Source organism: Pseudomonas sp. S3(2024), from assembly GCF_036861315.1.
GTDB classification, from domain to species: Bacteria; Pseudomonadota; Gammaproteobacteria; order Pseudomonadales; family Pseudomonadaceae; genus Aquipseudomonas; species Aquipseudomonas putida_A.
Map to the genome: position 1 here is coordinate 171,530 of NZ_JAZAQQ010000005.1, position 19,981 is coordinate 191,510.

20 protein-coding genes and 1 pseudogene are annotated in these 19,981 nt (G+C 60.3%); 11 read left to right on the forward strand and 10 right to left on the reverse strand.

What is annotated here, in order from left to right; all coding sequences use genetic code 11:
- The first annotated feature begins 63 nt into the window (after positions 1–63).
- From VLA07_RS14935 to VLA07_RS14945, 3 genes are read left to right on the forward strand one after another with little or no spacing between them, the layout of a single operon-like run.
- Positions 64–1,617: a TolC family protein gene (locus VLA07_RS14935; protein ID WP_333989566.1), complete on the forward strand. Its 1,554-nt coding sequence runs from the start codon at positions 64–66 to the stop codon at positions 1,615–1,617.
- Entirely contained in the window at positions 1,610–2,734 is a 1,125-nt protein-coding gene (locus tag VLA07_RS14940; RefSeq protein WP_333989567.1) for an HlyD family secretion protein, read from the forward strand. The genes VLA07_RS14935 and VLA07_RS14940 overlap by 8 nt, the downstream gene beginning before the upstream one ends.
- On the forward strand, positions 2,724–3,743 hold the full coding sequence (locus VLA07_RS14945; RefSeq protein ID WP_333989568.1) for a DUF2955 domain-containing protein: 1,020 nt from the start codon (positions 2,724–2,726) through the stop codon (positions 3,741–3,743). The genes VLA07_RS14940 and VLA07_RS14945 overlap by 11 nt, the downstream gene beginning before the upstream one ends.
- On the opposite strand, the gene VLA07_RS14950 is transcribed toward VLA07_RS14945, so the two are convergent.
- The 3 genes and pseudogenes from VLA07_RS14950 to VLA07_RS14960 all read right to left on the reverse strand — a co-directional run.
- The gene (locus tag VLA07_RS14950) at positions 3,744–4,763 is read right to left on the reverse strand and encodes an AbrB family transcriptional regulator (RefSeq protein WP_333989569.1); all 1,020 of its coding nucleotides are present in this window, start codon (positions 4,761–4,763) and stop codon (positions 3,744–3,746) included. It lies immediately after the preceding gene.
- Positions 4,764–4,849: 86 nt separating this feature from the next.
- Positions 4,850–5,272, reverse strand: a complete 423-nt coding sequence (locus tag VLA07_RS14955) for an HD domain-containing protein (protein WP_247268810.1) — start codon at positions 5,270–5,272, stop codon at positions 4,850–4,852.
- An 18-nt stretch (positions 5,273–5,290) separates the two neighbouring features.
- Positions 5,291–5,677: pseudogene (locus VLA07_RS14960) on the reverse strand (hypothetical protein); the annotation flags it as partial.
- Positions 5,678–5,844: 167 nt separating this feature from the next.
- On the opposite strand from VLA07_RS14960, the gene VLA07_RS14965 reads away from it, so the two are divergent.
- Positions 5,845–6,276: a hypothetical protein gene (locus VLA07_RS14965; RefSeq protein WP_247268812.1), complete on the forward strand. Its 432-nt coding sequence runs from the start codon at positions 5,845–5,847 to the stop codon at positions 6,274–6,276.
- A 77-nt stretch (positions 6,277–6,353) separates the two neighbouring features.
- Here the strand turns inward: VLA07_RS14965 and VLA07_RS14970 are convergent, their stop codons facing one another.
- Positions 6,354–6,638: a hypothetical protein gene (locus VLA07_RS14970; protein ID WP_333989570.1), complete on the reverse strand. Its 285-nt coding sequence runs from the start codon at positions 6,636–6,638 to the stop codon at positions 6,354–6,356.
- Between the two features lie 369 nt (positions 6,639–7,007).
- On the opposite strand from VLA07_RS14970, the gene VLA07_RS14975 reads away from it, so the two are divergent.
- The gene (locus VLA07_RS14975) at positions 7,008–7,337 is read left to right on the forward strand and encodes a hypothetical protein (RefSeq protein ID WP_333989571.1); all 330 of its coding nucleotides are present in this window, start codon (positions 7,008–7,010) and stop codon (positions 7,335–7,337) included.
- Between the two features lie 154 nt (positions 7,338–7,491).
- Here the strand turns inward: VLA07_RS14975 and VLA07_RS14980 are convergent, their stop codons facing one another.
- From VLA07_RS14980 to VLA07_RS15000, 4 genes are all read right to left on the reverse strand, one after another.
- A complete protein-coding gene (locus tag VLA07_RS14980) occupies positions 7,492–8,040 on the reverse strand; it encodes a cupin domain-containing protein (RefSeq protein WP_095136571.1) in 549 nt (182 codons plus the stop codon).
- Positions 8,041–8,434: 394 nt separating this feature from the next.
- Complete coding sequence (locus tag VLA07_RS14985) at positions 8,435–9,718, reverse strand: NAD(P)/FAD-dependent oxidoreductase (RefSeq protein ID WP_103367713.1); 1,284 nt, start codon at positions 9,716–9,718, stop codon at positions 8,435–8,437.
- Positions 9,719–9,769: 51 nt separating this feature from the next.
- Positions 9,770–11,260 (reverse strand): aldehyde dehydrogenase, encoded by a 1,491-nt coding sequence (locus tag VLA07_RS14990; RefSeq protein WP_333989572.1) that lies wholly within the window; start codon positions 11,258–11,260, stop codon positions 9,770–9,772.
- A 182-nt stretch (positions 11,261–11,442) separates the two neighbouring features.
- Positions 11,443–12,819, reverse strand: a complete 1,377-nt coding sequence (locus tag VLA07_RS15000) for a glutamine synthetase family protein (RefSeq protein WP_025111315.1) — start codon at positions 12,817–12,819, stop codon at positions 11,443–11,445.
- Between the two features lie 282 nt (positions 12,820–13,101).
- Here VLA07_RS15000 and VLA07_RS15005 point away from each other — a divergent pair, with 282 nt between their 5' ends.
- From VLA07_RS15005 to VLA07_RS15025, 5 genes are all read left to right on the forward strand, one after another.
- Entirely contained in the window at positions 13,102–13,863 is a 762-nt protein-coding gene (locus VLA07_RS15005; RefSeq protein WP_333989573.1) for a gamma-glutamyl-gamma-aminobutyrate hydrolase family protein, read from the forward strand.
- A gap of 368 nt (positions 13,864–14,231) precedes the next feature.
- A complete protein-coding gene (gene potA / locus VLA07_RS15010) occupies positions 14,232–15,374 on the forward strand; it encodes a polyamine ABC transporter ATP-binding protein (RefSeq protein WP_007962457.1) in 1,143 nt (380 codons plus the stop codon).
- 29 nt (positions 15,375–15,403) lie between these two features.
- Positions 15,404–16,285, forward strand: a complete 882-nt coding sequence (locus tag VLA07_RS15015) for an ABC transporter permease subunit (protein ID WP_371260449.1) — start codon at positions 15,404–15,406, stop codon at positions 16,283–16,285.
- Positions 16,282–17,154: an ABC transporter permease subunit gene (locus VLA07_RS15020; protein WP_123588330.1), complete on the forward strand. Its 873-nt coding sequence runs from the start codon at positions 16,282–16,284 to the stop codon at positions 17,152–17,154. The genes VLA07_RS15015 and VLA07_RS15020 overlap by 4 nt, the downstream gene beginning before the upstream one ends.
- Positions 17,155–17,327: 173 nt before the next feature.
- Positions 17,328–18,425 carry a polyamine ABC transporter substrate-binding protein gene (locus VLA07_RS15025; RefSeq protein WP_139054667.1) on the forward strand — a complete coding sequence of 366 codons (1,098 nt, stop codon included), beginning with the start codon at positions 17,328–17,330 and terminating at the stop codon, positions 18,423–18,425.
- A 242-nt stretch (positions 18,426–18,667) separates the two neighbouring features.
- Here the strand turns inward: VLA07_RS15025 and thpR are convergent, their stop codons facing one another.
- Positions 18,668–19,207, reverse strand: a complete 540-nt coding sequence (gene thpR / locus VLA07_RS15030; protein ID WP_333989574.1) for an RNA 2',3'-cyclic phosphodiesterase — start codon at positions 19,205–19,207, stop codon at positions 18,668–18,670.
- 105 nt (positions 19,208–19,312) lie between these two features.
- Between thpR and VLA07_RS15035 the strand changes: the two genes are divergently transcribed.
- The gene (locus tag VLA07_RS15035) at positions 19,313–19,507 is read left to right on the forward strand and encodes a hypothetical protein (RefSeq protein ID WP_333989575.1); all 195 of its coding nucleotides are present in this window, start codon (positions 19,313–19,315) and stop codon (positions 19,505–19,507) included.
- 118 nt (positions 19,508–19,625) lie between these two features.
- On the opposite strand, the gene VLA07_RS15040 is transcribed toward VLA07_RS15035, so the two are convergent.
- Positions 19,626–19,979 (reverse strand): DUF1428 domain-containing protein, encoded by a 354-nt coding sequence (locus tag VLA07_RS15040; protein WP_150368970.1) that lies wholly within the window; start codon positions 19,977–19,979, stop codon positions 19,626–19,628.
- Between the last annotated feature and the right edge of the window lie 2 nt (positions 19,980–19,981).

Consider the following 19,981-nt stretch of genomic DNA (forward strand, 5'->3'; position numbering starts at 1 on the left):
GCCCGATCAACCTGCCATCTGCCGTCTATGCTCCAGTGATATTTGCGACCCGGGACACGCGCAATGCCTGCAACCACCGCCCTGCTGACGCGCCCCGGCCACTGGTTGTTGCTCGGCGCCTTGAGTTTGAGCGGTTGCGTACGTCTGGGGTCGGATTTCCAGCCGCCGGGCGAGGCCTGGAGCAAGCAATGGAACAGCGCCGCGCTGGAGCAGGCCAGTGAACGCGACGACCAACCGGACCTGCGCCAGTGGTGGCAAGTGTTCGCCGACCCGGTGCTCGACCGCCTGATCGCCGAAGCCGATGCGCACAACAGCAGCCTGAAAATCGCCGGGCTGCGGGTGCTCGAAGCCCGTGCACAACTGGGTATCGCCGAAAGCGCCCGCTATCCGCAACTGCAGCAGTTGGGCGTCGACAGCCTTTACGTCGACCGTCATCAGTCCGGTGGCAACAACCCGCAGAACCGCCAATTCTGGCAACACAGCGCAGCGTTCGATGTCGGCTGGGAGCTGGATTTCTGGGGCCGTTTCAGCCGCGCCATCGAGTCGTCCGACGCCAGTTACTTCGCCGCCCAGGCCAATTACGAAGACGCTCTGGTGTTGCTGCGCGCGCAGGTCGCCGACACCTATTTTCTGTTGCGCACCACCGAAGCGCGGCTGCGGGTCGCCCGGGAAAACGCCGCCCAGCAGAAACGCAATTTCGAGATCACCGAAAAACTGTTCAACAGCGGCCAGACCGCCGAACTCGATCTGCAACAGGCGAAAACCCAGTACCTGGGCACGTTGAGCAGCATTCCGGCATTCGAAGATCAGTTGCTGCGCACGCGCAACGCGCTGGCGGTACTGGTCGGTCAGCCGCCCGGTGGCGCGGCGCTGCTGGCTGAGCAGGCGGGGCTGATTCCGCTTGTCGATCGCGCGGTGTTGCAAGACGTCCCGGCCAATCTGTTGCTGCGCCGCCCCGATGTGCGGGCGGCAGAACTGAACGTGGCGGCACAATCGGCGCTGGTCGGGGTCGCCGAAACCGATCTGTACCCGTCGCTGACCTTGCTCGGCAGCATCGTCTGGTCCACCGACACCCTCAGCGCCACCCCGCGCAGCCTCGACCTGATCGGCGGCCCGAGCTTGCGCTGGAACCTCTTCGATTACGGGCGGATCCGCAACAACATCCGCGTGCAGGACGCGCGTCTGCAGCAACTGATCGAAGCCTACCGCGACAAGGTGCGCCAGGCCGCGCGCGAGGCCGACGATGCCGCCAGCGGGCTGAGCAAAGCGCTGCAGCGCGAACGTATTTTGCGCGAGGCCGAAGGCGCGGCGCGGCGTTCGCTGGTGCTGGCCAACACGCAATACCGCGAAGGCTATTCGGACTTTCAACGGGTGCTCGATGCCCAGCGTGCGCTGCTGGAGTTGCAGGACAACTATCTGGTCAGCCGCAGCGACGCGGTGAGCAATCTGATCGCTTTGTACAAGGCCCTCGGTGGCGGCTGGCAAAGCAATGAACCACAAGTCGATGAGCCCACCCGACACCAGATGCAGCAGCGCACCCACTGGGGCGACTTGCTCACCGCACCGCCCGCCCCACCGGCGTATCCCCTTCCACCGCAGGTAAGCCCTCATGACTGACGCCACGCCTCCCGCGCCCGCCCCGGTTCCGGTTCAACCTGACCCGGCGAAAAAAGGCATCCGCTGGGTGCTGTTGTTGATCGTGCTCAGCCTGGCGTGGTACCTGCTGGCCGACCGCTACACGCCCTACACCCAGCAGGCGCGGGTCGGCGCATTCGTGATTCCGGTGGCGGCGGAAGTCGCGGGACGGGTGATCAAGGTCAACGTGCGCAACAATCAGGACGTGAAGGCTGGCGACATCCTCTTCGAACTCGATCCACAGCCGCTGCAGATTGCCGTCGACCGCGCCCGCGCCGATCTGGAAAACACCCGTCGCACAGTTGGCGCCAGCACCGCAGGCATCGCTTCGGCCCAGGCGTCGCTGCGCGCAGCCCAAGCCGATGAACTCAAGGCGCGCCAGGACAATCGCCGGCTTGAAGGCTTGTACAAAGAAGATCCGGGCACGGTGTCCGTACGACTTCTTGAAGTGTCCCGGGCCAACCATACAGCGGCGGTCAGCAAGGTCGCCGCCGCCCGGGCCGAAGTGCTGCGTGCCCAGGAACAGGAAGGCGGCAACACCGACACCAACGCCAAACTGCTCAGCGCCGCCGCCACGCTGGCCAAGGCTGAACTCGATCTGGCCAACACCCGCATCGGCGCGCGTTCGGCGGGACTGATCACCGACCTGCGCACCGACGTCGGCCAGTTCGCGGCTGCCGGCAGTCCGGTGATGACACTGATCACGATCCAGGACGTGTGGGTCAGCGCCGACCTCACCGAGAACAACCTCGGCCGCGTGCAACCCGGCACCCCGGTGGCGATCGTCCTCGACGCGCTGCCCGGCGAAGTCCTCGACGGCCGGGTGCGCAGCGTCGGCTATGGCGTGAGCGTCGGCCAGACGCCTGCGCCCGGCACCTTGCCAAGCATTCAGAACAGCCGCGACTGGCTGCGCCCGGCGCAACGTTTTCCGGTGATCATCGAGTTCAGCGACGAGGCGAAAAAGCGTCTGATCGACAGTCGCGCGATCCGCGCCGGTGGGCAGGCGGAAGTCATGGCCTTCCCCACCGAGGGCAATCTGCTCAACCCACTCGGGCGGGTGTTTGTCTGGTTAATGAGCTGGCTGTCGTATGCCTACTGAGCGCAGCGTGCCGGCGCAACGGGCCTTGCGTCTGGCGTTCGGCACGGCGCTGTGCACCGCTGCCAGTTACGGTTTCGCCTTGCCGCTATCGTTTCTGTCGCCAGTGCTCGCGGTGTTGCTGCTGGCCAGCATGCCTCGCCCGTTGCCGGTGAAAATGGCGCTGGTGCTGACGTTGGTCGCCACATTCACCACCAGCCTCGGACTGTTGCTGGTGCCGTTGCTGCGGTATTACCCGGTGTGCGGCGTGCTGCTGATCGGTGTTGGGCTGTTTCTGGTGTTCACCTACGGATTGCGCGGCGGCAACGTGCTGATCATGACGTTTCTGGTGATCGGCATGACCATGATCTCCGCCGCCGGTTTTGCCTCATTCGAACTGGCGATGGCGGTGATCGGTGCGCTGGTCAAAGGCCTGTTGCTGGCCGTGGTCATCGTCGGCCTGAGCCACATCCTGTTCCCGGAACCGGCCAACAGTCCCGCGCCACCAGCCGCCCCCGCCCTGCCCGCCGAAGACGTGCCCCGCGTAGCGTTGCGCGCAACATTGATCGTGCTGCCGACCTTCCTGCTGGTGCTGATCGACCCCGCCAGCTACCTGCCGATCATCCTCAAAGCCGTCAGCCTCGGCCAGCAAAGCACCACCACCCGCACCCACCATGCCGGGCGCGAACTGCTCGGCTCGACCTTGCTCGGCGGACTGCTGGCGGTGCTGTTCTGGTGTGCGTTGAGCCTGTTCGTGCACCTGTGGATGTTCTTTCTGTGGATGCTGCTGTTCGGGCTGTTGGTGGCGCGCAAACTCTATCGGTTGCACCCGACGCAACTGACGCCGGGGTTCTGGCTCAACACCCTGATCACCATGATCATCCTGCTCGGCCAATCCGTTGAGGACAGCGCAGCGGGCAAGGACGTCTACAGCGCATTTGCGGTGCGCATGGGGTTGTTCATTCTGGTGACGCTGTACGGCACGTTGATGATGCATGTGCTGGTCGCGCACCGGTCCGGCGTCAACGCGTAATCAGCTTTGTTCCCGTACTCGCCGCATCTGCACCAACAACGCCGGCGCAAAGTGCAGCAGCACCATCCGCGCCAAGTGGTGAGTGAGGATGAACACCACATTCAGCCCGCCGGCAAACGCGACAATCGCAATCGTCTCGATCGCCCCCGGCATGTACGCCAGCCACAGCGACAGCGGATCACTGCCCAGCCACCGCGCCGCCACTTTGGCAAATGCCGCCGCCACCACGATCATCAGCCCCACCGACACCAACGCCGTCCGCCCGTGCCGCCCCAGCTCCGCAAGGCCGAGTCCCTGAAAGCGCGAGCCAATCCGCACGCCGAGAATCAGCGCCGCCAGGTTCAGGCTCCAGTCCGGCATGTGAAAGCCGTGCAGCCATCCCGATTTCACAAACACGGCAGTGAGCAGAATCGCCGTCAACATGAATGGCGCAGGCACGCCGATCACCAGCAGCAAGCGCCCGAGCACCACGCTCAGGCCAATCAGTACGAATACGGTCAACGCCATACCCGTACTCAACGGAGCGCTTTCAACCACCGCCACCGATGCCTGCCCGGGAATCAAAAAGCTCACCAGCACCGTGATCAGCAACAAGCGCATCAGGTGCACGATGATGACCTTGCTCGAAGCCTTTTCCGACTCCAGCAAATCGAACACTGCCGCCAGTGCGCCGGGGTACACCGCGAGTAGCGCATCGGTGCGATTCCAGCCTGCGCCGCGAGTCAGCCACCATCCGGCGAGGGCGATCTGTACAGTCAGGCATAGAAGCAGGACGCCGAGGCTTGGCAACATCGCCGAAGCCGTCGCACTGTCCCACGCTTCGAACATCAGCCCGGTGGCAATGCCCAGCGTGACCTGGATGTAGCCCAGGCCATAAGGGGTTGCCGGGGCAAAACCGCTGCGCGTGGTGACCAATGCGGTGACGAGGATCGCCCCCAGCAACAGGCCATGAGGAACACCGCTGACCTGCAACGCAGCGCCGACAGCGGCAGCGATCAACAAACACAGAATCGATTTCATATTCTTCGCCTTCCTGGCTATTCAACTGACCCGACATCAATCCCCTGTAGGAGCTGCCGAAGGCTCCTACAGGGGGGTATTCGTTTTTACGTGCGCAACCGCCCAATCGCCCGCCGATACTTCTCGACCCGTTCCAGATCCTCCCAACTCGGCGAGGCAATGCGCGACAGGTCGCTGTTCTCTTCCAGATCCGCCAGCTTGACCACCCGACCGATCGGGTTCTGCGCCGCACGCTCGACAAAATCCTCATAGGATTCGCCCGGCATTTTGGTCACGGATTCGATAGCGCTCAGCACCTCTTCACTGAAACCTTCCTTGCGCAAATCATCGAGGCTGATGCCGCAATCCTCGACCACGTCGTGCAACACGGCGACGATGCGCTCTTCCAGCGAACTCATGCGCAACATGACTTTCAGCGGATGCAGAATGTACGGCGCACCGCCCTTGTCCAACTGCCCGGCATGCGCGGTGGCAGCGAGGGCGATGGCGCGTTCGAGTGTCTGGGTCATGGGAGTCTCCGTGGGGTAAACGCCGTAGCGGCCGCCGACGTGAAAATTGCGTTTGAGCCAGCCGCCGATTGCCTTCAATCGTCCAACTGGCTTCGCTGGCCCGGAATGACGTTGAAGAATCAGCGAGACCACGGTGGACTGATCGGCTTTTGGATGGGCATCGATCAACTCGGCAACCCACGCACAATCAGCTTTTCTCAGGTGTTCACGCCACTCGCCCGGCCAAGCGTCCAGCTCATCCAGCGCCAACCACCGCGCACCGCCGTGTTCCATGTGCCCGCCGGACATCGACTGCTCGAAACAGAACGGCGAGTCTGGCTTTGCAGGGTCAATGTGAAACAGATAGATGTCGTGAAATGGATGCTGCGAGGGGAGCGCGTTATTGCGGCTGCCGATTTCGGTCATGGGCAATGTTCCAATCCTTGGGCGCTGAATGTTTCCGATTGTTTCGCAGTGTGTGCCACGGGAGCAAATCAAAAACCCGATGGAACCTCCCTTCTCCACGTCGCCTCGAAACTTTAAAGCGCCAAAAAGCTTCGATCAGACCCGGCGCCCCTGAAGAGGAAACCCCGATGAACATTCGCCTCCTGCTTCTGATCGCCACCTTCGCCGTCATCCCCACCTGCGTCATGGCCGAAGGCTGCGACGTTCAGACCCAATCCTCCAGCGCTTCGGTGCCAGCGGTGGAAACCCACAGCTGCTACGAATACGAAGGCATGCCCGTCAGCTCCATCGACTGGTCGTGCAGCAACGAAAGCAAAGACATGCTCAGCAGTACGAAAACCAAGGTCGAGCACTGTGCCGACCACTATCAGGCCACGTGTATCGCCACGATCACTCAGGAATCCCTGGCCAACCCTCACTCCACCAGCAAAGACAAAAACGCCAAGGCGCTGAACATCCCCGATAACGCCCAAGTGACCACGTATTATTACGACGTGGAGCATTTGGCTCAGGCGCGAATTGATTGTGAGAATGGTGGGGGCCAATGGAAGGCAAAGTAAGCGTTTGATATCTGTGTTTGCGACAGGCAAAGAAAAGCCCGGCTCTAAAGACCGGGCTTTTTAGTGCGCGACATCCGTTAACCACCGCCGTTACCCCCACTGCTGCTACCGGACGGTTGACCCGCAGGGCTGGGCTTGGAGGCAGAAGGCACCGGCCCATTGTCGGTCTTGCCACCATCACCACCTTTAGGCAGCGAATTGGCATCCGGGTCGGCATTGGTGGCAGGTGACGCCGGGTCGCGAGTCTGGCTGTTGCCGTCGTTGGCCGTCGGAGTCGGGGTTTCGCCGGCCGCAATCGCATACAGCGAATTGCCGGACAGCAACGCAGCGAGGGTAAACACCGCGATTTTATGGTTCAGCATGGTGGCTCTTCCTTTACGTGGTGAGTTACTGCATTGGAAGAAGGTGCGCGGCGAAGGTGCGGTGTGTCGGACGAATGGTTATTCCCTGAAAGACTCGCGCAATTTCGATATCTGAAAACTTCGTAGGAAAACACTTCATGTGGCGAGGGAGCTTGCTCCCGCTGGGCTGCGAAGCGGCCCCAAAACCGGATGGTCCGTTTTGCTAGCGGTACCGTCGAGTCAGTAAACGTGAAGCGTTATAACTGATTAAAAGGCGGATTATTAGTTTTTCATTTAAAAACCTGTCAGTAATGACAGGTTAGAAAAAACGGCTATTGCGATAACCTATGTTTTCGGCGAGACCAATATTTATCGCTCAGGAGATTAGCCATGACTGATGTGTATGCCTATTATAATAAGTCCAACGAGTTTTCTGCCCATCGCATAATAAAAGTTGGACTCATGAAAGGGGTTGAGGCGATGTATTTTAAAGGTGGAAGCGTTTCATGCACGGAGGAAATAAAAGAGGGTTGGTATTACGATGAAAATAGTCAAAAGTTCATGACTGCGCAGGAATTTGAAATCAATCGCGAAAAATACAGGACTTCACCTGATCCCACGACACTACCCCCTATAGAAATAAAGATGCCAGAATACCCCACTCCATCATCGGAACCTACTGAAAGTTATGATAAAGATATTTTCTGGAAAAAACCCTAAGCACGAAAAAGCAATAACTTCGAACTTATTGATCCATAAAAAATTGCTCTACACGCCTTAAAGAAGTACCGCTATCTCTCTCGAGTTTAGCGGTACACTTTCAGCAAACAAGCTCAAGCACAATGAATTGAATTGAATTTCAAAGTGAAACAAATCAAAAATTCGCCGGCGTATTCGCACTAATAATCTCCGCCTCATCCGCCCCGATATTCCGGAACTTGTGCGGCAACGTCGTCGGAAAGTAATACCCATCCCCCGCATTCAGCACACTCACCTGCCCATCCACGGTCAACTCCACCGTGCCACGCGTCACCAACCCACACTCCTCGCCTTCCGAGTGAACAATCGGCTCTTCCCCGGAGCTCGCGCCCGGTGCGTATTGCTCACGCAGCAAGCGCATCTGGCGACTTGGCACCGAGGCACCGATCAGCAGCAGGCGCAGGCCGTGGCGACCCAGATCGGGTTGTTCATTGGCGCGGAACACGTATTGGTGTTCGCGCGGGGGCTGGTCGAAGGTGAAGAAGTCGGCCAGGGACATCGGGATGCCTTCGAGCAGCTTTTTCAGCGAGCTGACGGAGGGGCTGACGCGATTCTGTTCGATCAGGGAGATGGTGGCATTGGTCACGCCGCTACGCCGGGCCAGCTCGCGCTGGGAGAGTTTGTAGCTTTCGCGTACTAGTTTGAGTCGAGAACCCGTATCCATGACAGCCTTATGTGAGAACGACTTAAGGGCGATGGGGGTGGGTGGCGGGTGACGCGCCGAGGGCGCGGATCACGTTGCTCCCGTGTCCCGGAACCGTGAAAGGCGGCTATTAAATCACGTTTGCCGGTGTTGCTCAGCAGGTTCGATGGACGGTGCGGTAAAAGTCCTTCTGGCCTTGGTAATACGGCAACTGTGGGAGCGGGCTTGCTCGCGAAAGCGCTGTGTCAGACAACATGTGCGTTGGCTGAACTGGCCCCTTCGCGAGCAAGCCCGCTCCCACAGTTGGATCTGTTTTGTGTCATTTAGCTTGGTAGCGGTTGTCAGGCCGCCATCGGCGGTGTTGCTACAGTATTAAAAACCGGCGGGGTCTTGGGGACCGCCGCCGGGGAGGTAACTAGATGCCGAAACGGTCGCGCAGCGAGTAGTAGACGGCGCCGAGGGCGGTCAATGGGGCGGAGAAGGTGCGGCCGCCGATCATTGGCATGTGCGGGAGTGAGGCGAAGGCGTCGAAGCGTTCGGCGTCGCCGCGGATCATTTCCGAGATCAGTTTGCCGGCCAGGTGCGAGCAAGTGACGCCGTGGCCGCTGTAGCCCTGCATGTAGTAGGCGTTTTTCTCGATGCGGCCGAATTGCGGCATGCGTGACATGGTCAGTAGGAAGTTGCCGGTCCAGCGGTAGTCGATTTTCACGTCCTTGAGCTGCGGGAAGGTCTTGAGGATCTTCGGGCGGATCAGTTGTTCGATGTCGTCAGGCTCGCGTGCGCCGTAGACCACGCCGCCGCCATACAGCAGACGGTTATCGGCCGTCAGGCGGTAGTAATCCAGCAGGTAGTTGCAGTCTTCGACGCAATAGTTGTTGGTAATCAGGCTGCGCGCCTGCTTCTCGGTCAGAGGTTCGGTGACGACAATCTGCGAGCCGCACGGCATGCTTTTCGCGGTCACGCGGTTGTCCAGACCTTGCGGCAGGTAGGCGTTGCCGGCGATCAGCAGGTACTTGGCGCGCACCTGGCCTTTGGCGGTGCGCACCACGTTCGGTTCGCCGTATTTGATTTCCACGGCAGCCGATTGCTCGTAGATCTTGCCGCCCAGGCGCACGATGGCCGCTGCTTCACCTAGGGCCAGGTTCAGCGGATGAACGTGACCGCCCTGCAGGTCCAGCAGGCCGCCAACGTAGGCGTCGGAGCCGATTTCGCGACGGATGTCAGCGGCATCGAGCATCTTCAGGTTTTTGTTGCCGTAACGTTCCCAGCTGCGCTTCTGCTCGGCCAGGCCGTTGAGTTGTTTCTTGTTCATCGCTGCGAAAATGCCGCCCGGGCGGTAGTCGCATTGGATGTCGTAGTCCTTGATCCGCGAACGGATGATGTCGGCGCCTTCGAAGATCATGCTGCCGAGGATTTCTGCGGTCTTGTCACCGTAGCGCTCTTCGATCACATCGACGTCGCGACTGTAGGAGTTGACCAGTTGCCCGCCATTGCGGCCACTGGCGCCGTAGCCGACTTTAGCCGCTTCGAGCACCGTCACTTTGTAGCCGGCTTCGGTGAGGAACAGCGCCGAGGACAGGCCGGTATAGCCGGCGCCAATGATGCAGACATCGCACTCGACCGACTCTTCAAGGGTCGGGAAGTCGATGACTTCGTTGCGCGTGGCGGCGTAGTAGCTGTTGACGTGTTGTTGCTTCATTTTATTGTTCTCCGAGGGTCGCCCATCAAGGGCGACCACCGCTGTAGAAAATCAGAGCTTGATCCAGGTCGCTTTCAGCTCGGTGTACTTGTCGAACGCGTGCAGCGATTTGTCGCGACCGTTGCCCGACTGTTTGAAGCCACCGAACGGTGCGGTCATGTCGCCGCCGTCGTACTGGTTGACCCAGACGCTGCCGGCCCGCAGGCCACGGGCGAAGGTGTGCGCCTTGCTCAGGTTGCTGGTCCAGACACCGGCGGCGAGGCCGAAGATACTGTCGTTGGCGATCTGCAGCGCTTCTTCAACGGTGTCGAAGGTGATCAGCGACAGCACCGGGCCGAAGATTTCTTCCTTGGCGATGGTCATGGCGTTGGTCACGCCGTCGAAGATCGCCGGTTGCACATAGAGGCCACCGGTTTCTTCGAGGGTGCGCTGGCCGCCGGCAATCAGCTCGGCGCCCTGCTCGCGACCGATGCTGATGTAGCGCAGCACGTTTTCCAGTTGACGCTGATCCACAACGGCACCGACGGTGGTCGCCGGGTCGAGGGCGTGCCCCGGTTTCCACGCTTGCAGCGCTTCCACCAGCAGCGGGATGAATTGCTCGCGGATCGAACGCTCGACCAACAGGCGCGAACCGGCAGTGCACACTTCGCCCTGGTTGAAGGCGATCGCACCGGCCGCAGCCTGGGCGGCCGCGCGCAAGTCCGGAGCGTCGGCAAACACCACGTTCGGGCTCTTGCCCCCGGCTTCGAGCCAGACGCGTTTCATGTTGCTCTGGCCGGCATAAATCATCAGTTGTTTGGCAATCGCCGTGGAGCCGGTGAAGGCCAGCACGTCGACGTCCATGTGCAGCGCCAGCGCCTTGCCCACGGTGTGGCCGAAGCCCGGCAGGACGTTGAACACGCCTTTCGGAATGCCCGCGTCCAGCGCGAGCTGGGCGATGCGGATCGCGGTCAGTGGCGACTTTTCCGAAGGCTTGAGAATGAACGAGTTACCCGCCGCCAGCGCCGGGGCGAACTTCCAGCTGGCCATGATCAGCGGGAAGTTCCACGGCACGATCGCGGCGACTACGCCGGATGGCTCGCGGGTCACCAGGCCCAGTTGATCGTGCGGGGTGGCGGCAACTTCATCGTAGATCTTGTCGATGGCCTCGGCGCTCCAGCGGATCGCATTGGCGGTCGCCGGGATGTCGATGCTCATCGAGTCGCTGATCGGTTTACCCATGTCGAGGGTTTCCAGCAGCGCCAGTTCTTCCTGGTGTTGCAGGATCAGATCGGCGAAGCGGATCAGGATGCGTTTGCGCTCGACCGGGGCTTTGTTGGCCCACACGCCGGAGTTGAACGATTGGCGCGCGACTTCGACGGCGAGGTTGGCGTCGGCTTCATCGGTGCTGGCCACGGAGGCGAGAAAACGGCCGTCGACGGGGCTCAGGCATTCGAAGGTGGCGCCGCTGATCGCCGGGCGATATTCACCGTTGATGAAGGCGCGGGATTCGATGGTCAGGGACTGGAAGCGTTGTTCCCAGTCGTTGCGTGTGGTTGTCATGGTTGTGGCTCGACAAGGGGATGGATGACGGGCAAACACCCGTCAATCGAATTGGGTAACCGAATCCCCTGTGGGAGCGGGCTTGCTCGCGAAGGCGTCGGGACATCCAACATCTTCATTGCGAGACACACCGCATTCGCGAGCAAGCCCGCTCCCACATTGGGTCGGTGTTGGTCTGCAAATCACACCGTATGCAGATACCAGTTGTACTCAAGGTCGGAAATCGAGTTCTCGAACTCGGCCAGCTCGCTTTCCTTGCACGCGACGAACACGTCGATGTACATCGGGTCGATGTACCTGGCCATGACTTCGCTGTCGTCCAGCTCGCGCAGTGCGTCGCGCAGGTTGTTCGGCAGGCTTTGTTCGTTCTGCTCGTAGCTGTTGCCTTCAACCGGCGCGCCTGGCTCGATCTGGTTGGTCAGGCCGTGGTGAATGCCGGCCAGTACCGAAGCCATCAGCAGGTACGGGTTGGCGTCGGCACCGGCCACGCGGTGCTCGATGCGCACGGCGTCAGCCGAACCGGTCGGTACACGGACTGCAACGGTGCGGTTGTCGATGCCCCAGCTCGGCGAGTTCGGCACGTAGAACTGCGCGCCGAAGCGGCGGTACGAGTTGACGTTCGGGCAGAGGAACGCCATTTGCGCCGGCAGGGTCTCCAGCACACCGCCGATCGCGTGTCGCAGCGCGGCGTTCTGCTCGGGATCCTCGCTGGCGAAGATGTTGTTGCCTTCTTTGTCCAGGATCGAAATGTGTACGTGCAGACCGTTGCCCGCCTGGCCCGGATACGGCTTGGCCATGAAGGTGGTGTCCATCTCGTGGTCGTAGGCGATGTTCTTCACCAGACGCTTGAGCAACACCGCGTAGTCGCAGGCCTTGATCGGGTCGGAGACGTGATGCAGGTTGACTTCGAATTGCGCCGGGGCGCTTTCCTTGACGATGGCGTCAGCCGGAATGCCCTGCTCTTTCGCGCCTTCCAGAATGTCCTGGAGGCAGTCGACGTATTCGTCGAGATCGTCGATCAGATACACCTGAGTCGACACCGGGCGCTTGCCGGAGACCGGCGAACGTGGCGACTGCGGACGGCCGTTCACGTTGTCCTGGTCGATCAGGTAGAACTCCAGTTCGAACGCGGCGCAGATGGTCAGGCCCAGTTCATCGAACTTGCGCACCACGTTGGCCAGCACTTCACGCGGATCGGCGAAGAACGGCTCGCCCTCGATCTCGTGCATGGTCATCAGCAACTGTGCGGTTGGGCGCTTCTGCCACGGCTCGATGCTCAGGGTGCCCGGGATCGGGTAGCAGATGCGGTCGGCGTCGCCGATGTCCAGGCCCAGGCCGGTGCTTTCCACCGTGGAGCCATTGATGTCGAGGGCGAAGAGCGAGGCCGGCAGGTTGATGCCTTTCTCGTAAACCTTGTGAAGACTGGTGCGCTCGATGCGCTTGCCGCGCACCACACCGTTCATGTCTGCAATCAGAAGGTCGACGTACAAAACCTCAGGATGTTTCTTAAGGAATGCGTTTGCTTCGTTGAGTTGAACGGCACGCAGAGGGACCGACATGATGCACCTATTTAGCTGTTAATTATTATGTTCACCGCTGTTTCGCCGAGCCAGTCAATCCGAAAGGCAAAGTGAAGTCAATAGCGAACACCTGGCCGCTCAGCGTTTATTTTTCGGGCTTTTTTTAACACTCACGTGCCAATGCAGGCGCCGCAAGGCCTGGAATCATGAAGATTGGATGAACGGCGTTTAGAATTTTTTACATGACAGTTGTTAATTAAAATCAACGAGGCTAAGCTCCGGAAAAGCTCGTTCAAGTGTCAAACTTCGAGGTGAATAAAAATGGCATTCAAGCCATTGATCGGCGTTACTGCGTGCGTCAAACAGATTGGCCTGCACCCCTATCACATCAGCGGCGACAAATACGTTCGCGCTGTCAGCGTTGCGGCGCTGGGGTTGCCCGTCGTCATTCCTTCCCTTGGCAAACTGACTGAAATCGAAGACCTGCTCGGTCAACTCGACGGTCTGTTGCTGACCGGCTCGCCCTCGAACGTGGAGCCCTTCCACTATCAAGGTCCGGCCAGCGAACCCGGCACGGATCACGATCCGGCGCGGGACGCCACCACCCTTCCTTTATTGCGTGCAGCCATTGCGGCGGGCGTTCCGGTGCTCGGCATCTGCCGTGGCTTCCAGGAAATGAACGTGGCCTTCGGCGGCAGCCTGCACCAGAAAGTGCACGAGCTGCCGGGCATGCTTGATCACCGCGAAGCCGACAGCCCGGACGTGGCCGTGCAGTACGCACCGGCGCATGCCGTGAGCGTGCTCGCTGGCGGTGTGTTCGAGGCGCTGGAGTTGCCCCGCGAGTTCCAGGTCAACTCGATTCACAGCCAGGGCATCGACCGCCTCGCGCCCGGCCTGCGTGCCGAAGCGGTGGCGCCGGATGGCCTGATCGAGGCGATCTCGGTCGAGCACAGCCCGACCTTCGCCCTCGGCGTGCAATGGCACCCGGAATGGCAGGTGCTGGACAACCCGAACTACCTGAAGATTTTCCAGGCATTCGGCGAGGCCTGCCGGCAACGGGCAGCGCGACGCAACCAGCGCTGACTCAACCCAGGATTTCAAAACTGTTTACTGCCCCCGCGGGGTCGGCGGTTGCGCGTGTGCGCATCCGTCATCCGTGAAAACAACAAACCGTAATAACAACAAGTACGACCCAGGCAGCCAGGACGGCGGCGCCGACCAAGCCCTCGGCAGCGCAAGGTCAGTCAGGCATGCGCAATTCCCCTGTAGGAGTGAGCCTGCTCGCGATAGCAGTAGACCAGTCAACAGAGATGTCGACTGAGATGGCCTCATCGCGAGCAGGCTCACTCCTACAGGGGGATATGTAATGACTGAAATTGCGCTTACAGGCTTGCAATCCACTTAAGCCCGGCCACGTTGGCCGAGCGAACGAAACCTGTTGGGAGTTTCACATGGCAAACGCCTCCAGCACTTACCGGAAGGCACTTGAAGGCCACCAGCAACCGAAAAAGGTTCTGGTGAAAGTCGATCGTGTCACCAAGAAGTTCGACGAAACCACGGCCGTGGACGATGTGTCCCTGGAGATCCATCAGGGCGAAATCTTTGCCCTGCTCGGTGGCTCCGGCTCGGGCAAATCGACCCTGCTGCGCATGCTCGCCGGTTTCGAGCGGCCGACTGAAGGGCGGATTCTGCTCGACGGCGTGGACATCACCGACATGCCGCCCTACGAGCGGCCGATCAACATGATGTTCCAGTCCTACGCGCTGTTCCCGCACATGACTGTGGCGCAGAACATCGCCTTCGGCCTCAAGCAGGACCGTTTGCCGGCCAGCGAAATCGATGCCCGTGTCGAAGAGATGCTGCGCCTGGTGCACATGACCCAATACGCCAAACGCAAACCCCATCAGTTGTCCGGCGGTCAGCGCCAGCGCGTCGCCCTCGCCCGCTCCCTGGCGAAACGTCCGAAGCTGTTGCTGCTCGACGAACCGATGGGCGCCCTGGATAAAAAACTGCGTTCGCAGATGCAACTGGAACTGGTCGAGATCATCGAGCGCGTCGGCGTGACCTGCGTGATGGTGACTCACGATCAGGAAGAAGCCATGACCATGGCTGAGCGCATCGCGATCATGCATCTGGGCTGGATCGCCCAGATCGGCAGCCCGGTCGACATCTATGAAGCGCCGGTCAGCCGCATGGTCTGCGAATTCATCGGTAACGTGAACGCCTTCGACGGCACCGTGGTGGAAGACCTTGAAGGTCACGCGATCATCCACAGCCCGGACCTGCAGCAGAAGATCTACGTCGGCCACGGCGTCAGCACGTCGGTGCAGGACAAGTCGATCACCTACGCGATCCGCCCGGAAAAAATGCTCGTCAGCACCATCAAACCCGAAGTCCGCTACAACTGGTCCGAAGGCAAGGTGCATGACATCGCCTACCTCGGCGGCCACTCGGTGTTCTACGTCGAGCTGCCGGGCGGCAAAATCGTCCAGTCGTTCATGGCCAACGCCGAACGCCGTGGCGCGCGGCCGACCTGGGACGACAAGGTCTACGTCTGGTGGGAAGACGACAGCGGCGTGGTACTGCGCTCATGAGAACCTTCAATCAGCAATTCCTGCGCCTGGTGCCCAGCGGGCGAAAGTTTGTCATCGGCATCCCGTTCATCTGGCTGTTCCTGTTCTTCATGCTGCCGTTCTTCCTGGTGATGAAGATCAGCTTCTCGGAAGCCGCGCTGTCGATCCCGCCGTACTCGGAGATCTACACCTACGCCGAACAGAAATTCCAGCTGATGCTCAACATCGGCAACTACACCATGCTCGGCGAAGACGAGCTGTACCTGTCGGCCTACCTCGGTTCGCTGAAAGTCGCGGCGCTGAGCACGATGATGTGCCTGGTGATCGGTTTCCCGATGGCCTACGCAATCACCAAAGCGAGCAAGGAAGCGCAAAACGTCCTGCTGCTGTTGATCATGATGCCGACCTGGACCGCGATCCTGATCCGCGTTTATGCGTGGATGGGCATCCTCAGCAACAACGGTCTGCTCAACGCGTTTCTGATGTGGACCGGGCTCACCGATCATCCGATCGAGATCCTCAACACCAACACCGCGGTGTATATCGGCGTGGTGTATGCGTACCTGCCATTCATGGTGCTGCCGCTGTACGCCAACCTGGTGAAGCACGATGGAAGCCTGCTGGAAGCCGCGTCGGATCTGGGTTCGAGCAACTTCAACAACTTCTGGAAAATCACTGTGCCGCTGGCCAAGAACGGCATCATTGCCGGCTGCATGCTGGTGTTCATTCCGGTGGTCGGCGAGTTCGTGATTCCGGAACTGCTGGGTGGCCCGGAGACGCTGATGATCGGTCGTGTGCTGTGGCAAGAGTTCTTCAATAACCGCGACTGGCCGGTGGCGTCTGCGCTGGCGGTGGTGATGCTGTTGATCCTGATTGTGCCGATTCTGCTGTTCAACCGCAGCCAGGCCAAAGAGATGGAGGCACGGGGATGAAACGCTTCGGTTTTTCCAAGTTCATGTTGATCTTCGGCTTGATGTTCATCTATCTGCCGATGCTGATTCTGGTGATCTACTCGTTCAACGCCTCGAAACTGGTGACGGTATGGGGAGGCTGGTCAGTGAAATGGTACGTCGGCCTGCTCGACAACACGCAACTGATGGGCTCGGTGGTGCGCTCGCTGGAAATCGCCTGCTACACCGCGATTGCCGCCGTCGCACTGGGCACCCTCGCCGCCTTCGTTCTGACGCGAGTGACGCGCTTCAAGGGTCGCACGCTGTTTGGCGGTCTGGTGACGGCGCCACTGGTGATGCCTGAGGTGATCACCGGTCTGTCGCTGTTGCTGCTGTTCGTGGCAATGGCGCAGTTGATCGGCTGGCCGCAGGAGCGTGGCATCGTCACGATCTGGATCGCCCACACCACGTTTTGTGCCGCCTATGTGGCGGTGGTAGTCTCCGCCCGCCTGCGGGAGCTGGATCTGTCGATCGAAGAAGCCGCGATGGATCTGGGGGCCAAGCCGTTCAAGGTGTTTTTCCTGATCACCATTCCAATGATCGCGCCGTCACTGGCAGCGGGCGGAATGATGTCGTTCGCCCTGTCGCTGGATGACCTGGTGCTGGCGAGCTTCGTCTCCGGCCCGGGTTCGACCACGCTGCCGATGGAAGTGTTCTCGGCGGTGCGTCTGGGCGTGAAGCCTGAGATCAACGCCGTGGCCAGCCTGATTCTGCTGGCGGTGTCGCTGGTGACCTTCCTCGTCTGGTACTTCGGCCGCAAGGCAGAGGCCAGCCGCAAGAAAGCGATTCAGGAAGCGATGGATCAGACGGCGAATGAGGCGTGGCAGCCTCAGCGCGCAGCCACCGCCTAAGCAACACCGATGAACAACTGTGGCGAGGGAGCTTGCTCCCGCTGGGCTGCGCAGCAGACCCAAAAGCTTATGAGCGCTGCGCACTCAAGCGGGAGCAAGCTCCCTCGCCACAGGTTTTATGTGCACCGATTTTTTATGTTGGGTTTTTGAATAAAAAGAATGGAGTTTCACCGATGAAAATGTTTGGCAGGACTCTGCTGACACTGTCCTTAATGGGCGCAATCGCCACGGGCGTCCAGGCCAACGACAAGGTGCTGCGTGTTTACAACTGGTCCGATTACATCGCGCCGGACACCGTCAAGAAGTTCGAAGACGAGACCGGCATCCAGGTGACCTACGACGTGTTCGACAGCAACGAGACCCTCGAGGCGCGTTTGCTGGCGGGCAAATCCGGTTACGACATCGTCGTGCCGTCCAACAGTTTCCTGGCCAAGCAGATCAAGGCCGGGGTCTATCAGCCGCTGGACAAATCGAAGCTGTCGAACTGGAAGAACCTCAACCCGGTGCTGCTGAAAAACGCCTCTGCCAGTGATCCGGACAACGCTCACGCGTTCCCGTACATGTGGGGCTCGATCGGCATCGGTTTCAACCCGGACAAGGTCAAGGAAGTGCTCGGCGCCAAGGCCCCGACCAACTCCTGGGACTTGCTGTTCAAGCCGGAAAACGCCGAGAAGCTGAAAGCCTGTGGCATCAGTTTCCTCGACTCGCCGACCGAAATGATCCCGGCCGCCCTGCACTATCTGGGCTACCCGGTGAACGACAAGGACAAGGCGCACATCCTCGAAGCCGAAGCACTGTTCATGAAGATCCGCCCGTACGTGGCGTACTTCCATTCTTCGAAGTACATCTCGGACCTGGCCAACGGCAATATTTGCGTGGCGGTCGGTTACTCCGGTGACGTGCTGCAGGCCAAGGCCCGCGCGGTGGAAGCCGGCAACAAAGTGCAGATCGACTACAGCATTCCGAAGGAAGGTGCCGGCAGTTTCTACGACATGGTCGCGATCCCGCGCGATGCGGCGAACGTCGAGAACGCCTACCTGTTCATGAACTTCCTGATGCGCCCGGACATCATCGCCGAGATCACCAACAGCAACGGCTACAGCAACGCCAACTCGGCGGCGACGCCACTGGTGGACGAAGCGATCCGCAACGACCCGGGTTCGTATCCGTCGCAGGCGGTAATGGCGACGTTGTATGCGGTGCCGGATCAGCCGATTGCCACGCAGCGGATCATGACCCGCGGCTGGACCCGGGTGAAGCTCGGTAAGTAACCAAATACCCCTGTGGGAGCGGGCTTGCTCGCGAAAGCGCAGTGTCAGGCACAGATGAATTGACTGACCTGACGCCTTCGTGAGCAAGCCCACTCCCACAGGAGATAGGTGTCAGCTTGAAAGTTTACGGTTTCCCGTTCACGCAGCGCCTTACCACCGCTGCACCCTGCAATGAACGGCCTCACCTGGCTCCCTCGGCTCAGGTGAATTTCAGGCGCTCTCGGGCGCCTTTTTTTCTGCGCTCAATTCAATGGCCAATCCTGCAGGATTCGATAGCGACCCTTGTGCGATTCGAACAAGGCAAAGCGCTCGGCGCGCAGGAAAAACTCCGGCGGCGTAGTGGCCTCCGGCGCCTCTGTTCGATAGTCACGGGCCAGGGTCAGGTGCGGGCGAAACTCGCGTGGTGATTCTTCGAAGCCGAACGGCAGCATCGCCTGCTCCAGCGCATACACCAGACGCAGCAGCGCCGGCGGCGCGTGTTCCGGCGCCAGAGACAGAATCCCCGCCCGATGCCAGACCTGCAGACGATCCAGCGCAATCTTCAATGGCTCACCCGGCGTGCGCACCTTGCCGGCGGCCTCGCAGACTTCATGGATTTGCGCCAGCGGCACGGCACCAAGGAACAGCAACGTCAGGTGAAAGTTATCCGCCGGCACCGCTTTGCCGGTGCGCAACCCCAGCTCGCCGCGCCACTGGGCAATGGCCTTGCGTTGCGGTGGCGGGCAGTCGAGGGCAAAAAACAGTCGCTTGAACGGTTCATCCCTGCGCGCATCATCGGTCATGGGCCAGCTCCTTCGCTCGTCGATCAGCCGATTCTACACAGGCTCCTCTGACGACCGGAGACACCCGGCTATAGTTCAAGGATTGCCATCGAACCGGAGGTCGCCATGCGCGAGATCCTCAGCAAAGAACCGTGGTGGGCCCAGCCACCCAGCCCCGGGCAGGATGAAACCGAGCTGGAATGGGGCTGGCTGGTGCATTACAGCGAAGGTGAACCGCGTTTCGAATTCGTCCGCGAACGGCCCACGGAAGAAGAAATCCGCCACCGCAAAAGCTGCCGGATCACCCCCTCTCCAGAGTAATCACAGGCCATTGTGGGAGCGGGCTTGCTCGCGAAAGCGGTGGGTCAGCCACGAAGAAATTGGCAGTGCCGGCCCCTTCGCGAGCAAGCCCGCTCCCACAATGGATTTGCGCTGGTCTTCAGGATTCAAGAAGGTTCTTGAAGCCCCCAAAGATCATCCGCTGCCCATCAAACCCCATTGGGTTGACGTCCGGTTGCATGCGCGGGTCTTCCATCATTTTCGCCATGCCGGCATCGCGGGTGGCTTTGTCGGGCCAGATCAGCCAGCCGGACGACACCGTCTCGCCGTCCTTGAGTTTTACCGCCATCGGGAATGACGTGACTTTGCCTTCCGGCACGTCATCGCCCCAGCACTGAACCACCTCCTTCGCTCCGTATTCCTTGAACAGTTTCGCGGCGATCTCACAGTGTTTTTTGTACTGTTCGCGATTGGCATTCGGCACGGGTGCTACAAAAATATCGATGTAAGCCATGA

What these genes read in the sequence shown, in the direction of transcription:
- VLA07_RS14935 (WP_333989566.1), top strand. Translation starts at nt 64, where the DNA reads ATGCCTGCAACCACCGCCCTGCTGACGCGCCCCGGCCACTGGTTGTTG.
- VLA07_RS14940 (WP_333989567.1), top strand. Translation starts at nt 1,610, where the DNA reads ATGACTGACGCCACGCCTCCCGCGCCCGCCCCGGTTCCGGTTCAACCT.
- VLA07_RS14945 (WP_333989568.1), top strand. Translation starts at nt 2,724, where the DNA reads ATGCCTACTGAGCGCAGCGTGCCGGCGCAACGGGCCTTGCGTCTGGCG.
- VLA07_RS14950 (WP_333989569.1), bottom strand. Translation starts at nt 4,763, where the DNA reads ATGAAATCGATTCTGTGTTTGTTGATCGCTGCCGCTGTCGGCGCTGCG.
- VLA07_RS14955 (WP_247268810.1), bottom strand. Translation starts at nt 5,272, where the DNA reads ATGACCCAGACACTCGAACGCGCCATCGCCCTCGCTGCCACCGCGCAT.
- VLA07_RS14965 (WP_247268812.1), top strand. Translation starts at nt 5,845, where the DNA reads ATGAACATTCGCCTCCTGCTTCTGATCGCCACCTTCGCCGTCATCCCC.
- VLA07_RS14970 (WP_333989570.1), bottom strand. Translation starts at nt 6,638, where the DNA reads ATGCTGAACCATAAAATCGCGGTGTTTACCCTCGCTGCGTTGCTGTCC.
- VLA07_RS14975 (WP_333989571.1), top strand. Translation starts at nt 7,008, where the DNA reads ATGACTGATGTGTATGCCTATTATAATAAGTCCAACGAGTTTTCTGCC.
- VLA07_RS14980 (WP_095136571.1), bottom strand. Translation starts at nt 8,040, where the DNA reads ATGGATACGGGTTCTCGACTCAAACTAGTACGCGAAAGCTACAAACTC.
- VLA07_RS14985 (WP_103367713.1), bottom strand. Translation starts at nt 9,718, where the DNA reads ATGAAGCAACAACACGTCAACAGCTACTACGCCGCCACGCGCAACGAA.
- VLA07_RS14990 (WP_333989572.1), bottom strand. Translation starts at nt 11,260, where the DNA reads ATGACAACCACACGCAACGACTGGGAACAACGCTTCCAGTCCCTGACC.
- VLA07_RS15000 (WP_025111315.1), bottom strand. Translation starts at nt 12,819, where the DNA reads ATGTCGGTCCCTCTGCGTGCCGTTCAACTCAACGAAGCAAACGCATTC.
- VLA07_RS15005 (WP_333989573.1), top strand. Translation starts at nt 13,102, where the DNA reads ATGGCATTCAAGCCATTGATCGGCGTTACTGCGTGCGTCAAACAGATT.
- potA (WP_007962457.1), top strand. Translation starts at nt 14,232, where the DNA reads ATGGCAAACGCCTCCAGCACTTACCGGAAGGCACTTGAAGGCCACCAG.
- VLA07_RS15020 (WP_123588330.1), top strand. Translation starts at nt 16,282, where the DNA reads ATGAAACGCTTCGGTTTTTCCAAGTTCATGTTGATCTTCGGCTTGATG.
- VLA07_RS15025 (WP_139054667.1), top strand. Translation starts at nt 17,328, where the DNA reads ATGAAAATGTTTGGCAGGACTCTGCTGACACTGTCCTTAATGGGCGCA.
- thpR (WP_333989574.1), bottom strand. Translation starts at nt 19,207, where the DNA reads ATGACCGATGATGCGCGCAGGGATGAACCGTTCAAGCGACTGTTTTTT.
- VLA07_RS15035 (WP_333989575.1), top strand. Translation starts at nt 19,313, where the DNA reads ATGCGCGAGATCCTCAGCAAAGAACCGTGGTGGGCCCAGCCACCCAGC.
- VLA07_RS15040 (WP_150368970.1), bottom strand. Translation starts at nt 19,979, where the DNA reads ATGGCTTACATCGATATTTTTGTAGCACCCGTGCCGAATGCCAATCGC.